6 protein-coding genes and 1 pseudogene are annotated in these 5,013 nt (G+C 67.3%); 4 read left to right on the forward strand and 3 right to left on the reverse strand.

Annotation, left to right across the window (positions count from 1 at the left end; translation table 11 throughout):
• Positions 1-337 (forward strand): annotated as a pseudogene (locus AC2VOU_RS03750) (LLM class F420-dependent oxidoreductase); the annotation flags it as partial.
• Here AC2VOU_RS03750 and AC2VOU_RS03755 read toward each other — a convergent pair.
• Complete coding sequence (locus tag AC2VOU_RS03755) at positions 338-1,231, reverse strand: LysR family transcriptional regulator (protein ID WP_486956140.1); 894 nt, start codon at positions 1,229-1,231, stop codon at positions 338-340.
• A 163-nt stretch (positions 1,232-1,394) separates the two neighbouring features.
• Here AC2VOU_RS03755 and AC2VOU_RS03760 point away from each other — a divergent pair, with 163 nt between their 5' ends.
• Both AC2VOU_RS03760 and AC2VOU_RS03765 read left to right on the forward strand, forming a co-directional pair.
• Complete coding sequence (locus AC2VOU_RS03760) at positions 1,395-2,297, forward strand: SDR family oxidoreductase (RefSeq protein WP_486956141.1); 903 nt, start codon at positions 1,395-1,397, stop codon at positions 2,295-2,297.
• Positions 2,297-3,049, forward strand: a complete 753-nt coding sequence (locus AC2VOU_RS03765) for an LLM class flavin-dependent oxidoreductase (protein WP_486956142.1) — start codon at positions 2,297-2,299, stop codon at positions 3,047-3,049. Before AC2VOU_RS03760 ends, AC2VOU_RS03765 begins: the two co-directional genes overlap by 1 nt.
• On the opposite strand, the gene AC2VOU_RS03770 is transcribed toward AC2VOU_RS03765, so the two are convergent.
• Entirely contained in the window at positions 3,046-3,498 is a 453-nt protein-coding gene (locus AC2VOU_RS03770; RefSeq protein ID WP_486956143.1) for a TIGR03618 family F420-dependent PPOX class oxidoreductase, read from the reverse strand. The two genes, AC2VOU_RS03765 and AC2VOU_RS03770, sit on opposite strands and share 4 nt — an antisense overlap.
• Positions 3,499-3,533: 35 nt before the next feature.
• On the reverse strand, positions 3,534-4,550 hold the full coding sequence (locus tag AC2VOU_RS03775; RefSeq protein ID WP_486956144.1) for a 2Fe-2S iron-sulfur cluster-binding protein: 1,017 nt from the start codon (positions 4,548-4,550) through the stop codon (positions 3,534-3,536).
• Positions 4,551-4,622: 72 nt separating this feature from the next.
• Between AC2VOU_RS03775 and AC2VOU_RS03780 the strand changes: the two genes are divergently transcribed.
• Positions 4,623-5,013 (forward strand): AMP-binding protein (locus AC2VOU_RS03780; RefSeq protein WP_486956145.1); only part of this gene is annotated, 391 nt, incomplete at its 3' end.

Here is a 5,013-nt window from a genome sequence, read left to right on the forward strand (position 1 = left end):
GGCGGCACCGCGCATCGTCGCCGGTATTCAGGTTTGCCTCTGCGCTGCAATCGATGTCGATGCGGCCCGAGAGCGTGCCAACCGGTTCCTGGGCGAAGCAGAGGTATAGCCTACCTATAAGCGGCTGCTGGATTACGGCGATGCCCGCGATGTCGGCGACATCTGTGCGGCCGGTGACGAGGACGCCATCCTGGCGCGGATGCGCAGCTTCGCCGATGCCGGCGTGACCGATCTGTCGGTGCGGCTGCTGCCGATCGGGGACAACCGCGACGAGCTGATCGCCTCGAAACGGCGGACCCGCGAGGTCATCGCGGAGCTCGGCGCGCAGCTGCGCTGATCACGTCGGCGCGGTCATGTGAGCGCCGGCGATCTTGCGAAAGGCCGCGACCAGTCGGTTGCGATCGTCGGCGCGGCACGCCACGACGACATGGCTGGGCTCGACGCCTTGGATGGGAATCGTGGTCAGGTCGGGCCGCATTGCGGTGCCGTGTGTGCCGGCGATGATCGCGACGGCCTGTCCGGCGGCGATGACCTCGAACTTGTCCTCCAGCGCCTCGATGAACGGCCCGCCGGGGGCGCGCCGCCCGTCCGGACGCGGATCGACCCGCCAGAAGGCGCTCCAGGACGGGTCGGAATCTCGGATCTGCGGCATCGGCTCGTCGGCGATGTCGTCGAGGGTGATCGACTCCTTGCCTGCCAGGCGATGGGTCAACGGCACCAGCAATACTCGGGGCTCGTCGTAGAGGACGGTCACATGCAGCTGATCGGTCGGGAACGGCAGCCGAGTGACTATCGCGTCAACTCGGTGGTCGAGCAACGCATTTCGCGCCTTGTCCCAGGCGAGATGCATCGCTTGCACGTCGGCGTCCGGGTGCTCGCGGCGCATCTCGAGCACCGCCGGGGTGATGATGAGCCCCATGGTGTAGCCGATCGTGATGCGACTGGGCTGCGCGGCGGCCCGAGTCTGAGATGCGGCGCGGGAGGCCGCACGAAGTAGTGCTTTGGCCGCCGGCAGGAAGACCTCGCCAGCTTCGGTGAGCCGGGTGCCCTGCGGGGTGCGGTCCAGCAGGCGGGCGCCCAGCTGCTGCTCCAGTCGTCGAATCTGTCGGCTCAGCGACGGCTGCGCAACCCGCAGCGAGGTGGCGGCGCGGCCGAAGTGCCGATGGGCTGCCACCGTCACGAAGTACCGCACGAGTCGGAGGTCGAGGTCGACCGGCGGGATCTCGTCCATGTCCGCATGGTAATAGCATCTTCGGCAGTAAGCGGTGCGTTAAGCGCTGTGAGCGGTAGTGATGCCTGATCGGTATTGAGTATTGCGAAACAATCCTTGGACTGGCGCCGAAGCCGGCCGCAAGGTGGTGTTACCGCTCAACTGCTAATTCCGGGAGTTCAACATGCGAGTTTTCGTCACCGGCGCGTCGGGACACCTCGGGTCGGCGTTGGCGCCCGAACTTCTTGGCGCCGGACATGGGGTGATCGGCCTGGCACGATCGGATCGGTCGGCCGCGGCCCTGGAGGCCCAGGGCGCCGATGTGCATCGCGGCTCGCTCGACGACCTCGACGGTTTGCAAGCCGCCGCCGCCGCGTCCGACGGGGTGATTCACCTGGCCTTCAACCACGACTTCGACGACTTCCTCGGATCCATCGAGAAGGATCTGCGCGCCGTCGAGGCGATCGGCGAGGCGCTCGTCGGCTCCGACAAGCCATTTGTCGGCACGTCAGGAACGTTAATGGTGGCCTACGTCGAGGGAAGGCTCGCCACCGAAGAAGACACCCTGCTCGCCGGGCCGCGGGTCGACGCGGAGAACACGGCAATTGCGTTGGCGCAGCGGCGCGTTCGGTCATCGGTCATCCGGCTCGCACCGCTGGTGCACAGCGACCTGGACCAGCACGGCTTCACCAGCCACATCATCGACTGCGCCCGCAGGGCCGGGGTCTCCGCTTACATCGGCGACGGCGCAAACCGCTGGCCCGCGCTGCACACCCTCGATGCCGCGCGCCTCTACCGGCTGGCTCTGGAGAAAGCGCCGGCGGGCACGCGGTTACACGGCGTCGCCGACGAGGGCGTGCCATTTCGCGACATCGCCGAGGTCATCGGTCGCCGCCTGGACCTCCCGACCAAGAGCATCACCGCCGATGAGGCTGCCGAGCACTTCGGGTTTCTGGCCGCATTTGCCGGAGCGGACGACGCGACGTCCAGCGAGCTGACCCAGAAGCTGCTCGACTGGAAGCCGGAATACCCGGGGCTGCTTGCCGATCTGGAAGACGACCACTACTTCGCCGAAGTACAGCACTGATGGGGACCGTTGTCGACGCCGCCCGCGAGGCGCTGGGGCCGATCGGGGTGTGCCTGCCGGGTTCGTTGACCGTCGCCATGAACGCCGATCTACAACGCAAAGCCGTGCAGCGACTCGACCTTGCGGGCTATCGCGCGGTCTGGGTCAACGAGACGATCGGCAAGGACGCCTTCGTACAACTGGGCACGCTGCTCGCCGAGAGCGAGCGGATGGTGTTCGGAACCTGCATCGCCAACATCTGGGCGCGGCCGGCGCAGACGATGCATGCCGCGGCGGCTCAACTCGCTGACGCCTACCCGGGCCGGTTCGTATTGGGTCTGGGCGTCGGCTATCCCGAACAGGCCGCCAGCGTCGGGCAGGAATTCGGCCGTCCGCTGGCCGCGATGCGCGATTACATCCAGCGGATGGATGAGCCGACATGGCCGCCCGCCCCTGACGCCGCGTACGCCAGGATCATCGCGGCGAACGGTCCGAAAATGCTGGCGCTGGCAGCCGACATCGCCGACGGGGCATTCCCGGCCGGAATGGCGGCCGAGTTCACCACCCAAGCCCGAGCCACACTGGGGCCCGACAAGCTGCTGGTGGTCGGGTTGTCGCTGGACCCTGATCCGACGGTGATCCGGGACGACGCGCGGGAGCACCTGCTGGCCGGCGCCGACCACGTGGTGATCCTGCCGCCGCTGAACGGCGACTTCCGCGAAGGTATCGACCGGCTCGAGAAGATCGCCCCGGCGCTGACTGGACTGGGCTAGCCCCGCGCCGGATTCGAATAGACGCGATCCGGCGAGATCAGCACCGCGGTGCGGCGTTCCTCGCGCATCACCCGGTCATAGGTGTCCCAGTCGTCGTGGGTGCCGCCGGCCGCGGCGAAGACCTCGCGAAGGATCACCTGCAGCCGCTCGTCGTCCACGTCGGGGTGCGGGTCATCGGGTCCGATCAGCTGCGCCGTTCCTTCGACGGTGGCCCACTGCCAACCGCTGCGGGCAGTGACTGTCGCGCGCGGATCGGCGCGCAGGTGGCCGAGTTTGCGGGCGCTGCCGATCGCGACCAGCCCGACGACCGGTTCGTTGGTCAGCGGATGGGGGAGGACACCGGCGTTGACGACGGACGCCTGAGCGCTGCCGTCGCGTCGCAGCGTGGTGAAGACGACAAGCCCCTGGTCGGCGGAAGCAACATCAGCGAAGGCAGGAAGGTCGGTCATAGGCGATTCAGCCCCGGAATGACGCGTTACATTCCCTACTCGTACAAGACGGTGGTCGACGAGGTGTCGGGCACGGCCTGGCAGGTGAGGATGTAGCCGTCGGCGATCTCGTCCTCTTCGAGGACGTCGTTGGTGCGCATGGTGGCCTCGCCCTCGATCAGCTTGGCCATGCACGTCCCGCAGTTGCCGGCCTCGCAACTGAACGGTGGTGACAGACCGGCCCGTCGCGCGCTCTCCAGCAGCGTCTCGCCGGGTACCCTCGGCACGGTCGCCTTCTTGCGGTCGATCCGGATGGTCACGGTGCCGCCTGCGTCGACGTCGCCGGCGGCTTCGGACACCTCCGGTGCCGGCGCCTTGACCGGCGGCGATGCGTCGAAGTCCTCGATCAGAACGTTCGCGGTATCCGGCAGTGCGGACCGGACCACGGCCATGAAGCCTTCGGGACCGCAGACATAACAGTCGGCACCGGTGTCGTCGCCGACGAACGTCTGCACGTCGGCCGCATCCAGCAAGCCGTGCTCGTCGTCGAGGCGGCGCTGCACCGACAAGCGGCTGGGATAGCGCTGGATCAACTCGTCGAGGACGGTGTCGAAGATGACCGAACCCCGGTCGCGGTCAGCGCACAGAACGCGCACCGCGCGATCGGTGTCCGCCAGCGCGCTCTTGGCCAGCGACAGGATCGGTGTGACGCCGCTACCACCGGCGAAGGCCAGCAAAGGCGCTGACGTCGGACTCAGCACAAAGGTGCCCGCCGCCCGGGTCATGGTCAGCTCGTCGCCCTCGACGACGTTGTCCACCAGCCAGTTCGACACCTTGCCCCCGGCCACCCGCTTGACGGTGGTCGCCAGCTCGGTGTCGACCTCCGGTGCGCTCGACATCGAATACGACCGGTACAGCTCCTCGCCGTCGACGATCACCCGGAACGTGCAGAACTGCCCGGCACGATAGGAAAACGGCTGCTCCTCCGGGGCGAGGACATAGGTACGGCTATCGGCGGTCTCCTTGATGATCCGAGTCACCGTGGCCCGCTGGAACACATGGCGTTCCGCCATCCGCACACCCTCCACACTTTGCGTTCTTCGCCTGAGAGAATAATATTCTCTCAAAACGATAGGATCTTCTCAATGTCTGCGACCGCGCTGGTCTTCGAGGAGCGGCACTACACGCTGCCGCAGCTCGAGGCGTTGGCGGACGGTCTGGCCACCAGCTTGCGTGAGCGGGGCGTGACGGCCGGTGAGCGGGTCGCGTTGATGTCGTCCAACCGGCCCGAGTTCGTTGTCGCGCTGCATGCCATCTGGCGGCTGGCCGCTGTCGTCGTGCTGATCAGCCCGGCGTGGAAGCGCCACGAAGTCGAGCACGCCCTGGCGCTGACGAGTCCGGCGCATGCGGTCGGTGACCACGATGTGCTGGCGGCGCTGATGCCGATGCTGCATCTCGATGAGCCCATAGTGCCGGGCGTCGGTGCCTTTGCCCCGCCGCTGCCGACAGATGCCGACGCCGTGCTGGCGTTCAGTT

Source organism: Mycobacterium sp. TH-M25, from assembly GCF_057473665.1.